The following is a 1,271-nucleotide window of genomic DNA, read 5'->3' as shown; positions in this document are numbered from 1 at the left end:
TGACCTTGCCCCCAAGTTTTATCCAGTTTTAAGTTCGCTCCAGCGGTTTTTGGTTGCTGTATTTGCGGCGGTAGCGGCGGGTTGCGGTGCGGAGCCATTTCGGCTGCGCAGCACCGCTTCACGTCGCGGGTTGATTATCTGAGCGAATTCGGCAGGTGTCATCCAGCCGAGTCCGGAGTGTGGTCGATGATCGTTGTAATCGCTGCGCCAGTTTGAAAGCGCTGACCGGGCATGGGTCAGTGACGAGAAGAGAGTTTCATTCAGGAATTCGTCTCGCAGCCGCCCATTGAAGCTTTCGATGAAGGCATTCTGGATCGGTTTGCCCGGTGCGATGTAGTGCCATTCCACCTTGGTCCGATCCGTCCATTGCAGGATCGCGTTGCTGGTGAACTCGCTGCCATTGTCGCTGACGATCATCTTCGGCTTGCCTCGCCCCTCGATGATCCGGTCCAGTTCACGGGCAACCCGCAGGCCGGAAAGGGACGTATCGGCGACGAGGCCCAGGCATTCCCTGGTGCAATCGTCAACGACCGTAAGCACCCGGAACCTGCGACCATCGGTGAGCTGATCCGACACGAAGTCCAGTGACCAGCGATCATTGGCGGCAAGCGGGATCAGCATCGGTGCTCGTGTGCCTATCGCTCGTTTCCGACCGCCGCGCTTGCGCACCGTCAGCTTCTCTTCCCGATAAAGCCGGAAGAGCCGCTTGTGGTTCACAAGGTGACCCTCACGCCTGAGCAGTACATGAAGGCGTCGATATCCAAAGCGGCGCCGTTCATGCGCCAGCGCCTTCATCCGCTCGCGAAGGTCATGATCATCGCGGCGCCTGGTTTCGTAACGGATCGTCATCCGGCAAAAGCCGATGGCTTTACACGCCCGCCGTTCGCTCATCTGGTGGCGATCCATCAGATGAGTGACAGCTTTCCGCCTTGCTGCGGGCGTCACCACTTCTTTCCCAAAAGGTCTTTCAAAGCGGCATTGTCGAGCATGGCGTCTGCCAGGAGCCGTTTCAGCTTCGTGTTTTCGTCTTCCAGCGTCTTCAGCCGCTTGGCTTCGGATACATCCATGCCGCCGAATTTGGCCTTCCATTTATAGATGCTGGCATCGCTAACGCCGTGCTTGCGGCAAAGCTCCGAGACCGGTGTGCCTGCCTCATGCTCCTTCAGAATGCCGATGATCTGTTCGTCTGTGAAACGGTTGCGCTTCATTCCCTGGTCCTCTCGATGGCCAGAGCTTACTTCAAAATGGATTATTTCAACGGGGCAAGGTCA

2 protein-coding genes are annotated in these 1,271 nt (G+C 57.5%); both read right to left on the bottom strand.

The genetic code is table 11. The features are described 5' to 3' along the window. Nucleotides 1–18: 18 nt before the first annotated feature. Nucleotides 19–1,059 carry an IS3 family transposase gene (locus tag CRO48_RS31530; RefSeq protein WP_235915193.1) on the bottom strand — a complete coding sequence of 347 codons (1,041 nt, stop codon included), beginning with the start codon at nt 1,057–1,059 and terminating at the stop codon, nt 19–21. Next, complete coding sequence (locus CRO48_RS33220) at nt 942–1,208, bottom strand: transposase (RefSeq protein ID WP_003507130.1); 267 nt, start codon at nt 1,206–1,208, stop codon at nt 942–944. Before CRO48_RS33220 ends, CRO48_RS31530 begins: the two co-directional genes overlap by 118 nt. Between the last annotated feature and the right edge of the window lie 63 nt (nt 1,209–1,271).

This window comes from Rhizobium subbaraonis (assembly GCF_900220975.1).
Classification (GTDB): Bacteria; Pseudomonadota; Alphaproteobacteria; order Rhizobiales; family Rhizobiaceae; genus Mycoplana; species Mycoplana subbaraonis.
This window is presented reverse-complemented; position numbering and strand designations above follow the sequence as displayed.

What these genes read in the sequence shown, in the direction of transcription:
- CRO48_RS33220 (WP_003507130.1), bottom strand. Translation starts at nt 1,208, where the DNA reads ATGAAGCGCAACCGTTTCACAGACGAACAGATCATCGGCATTCTGAAG.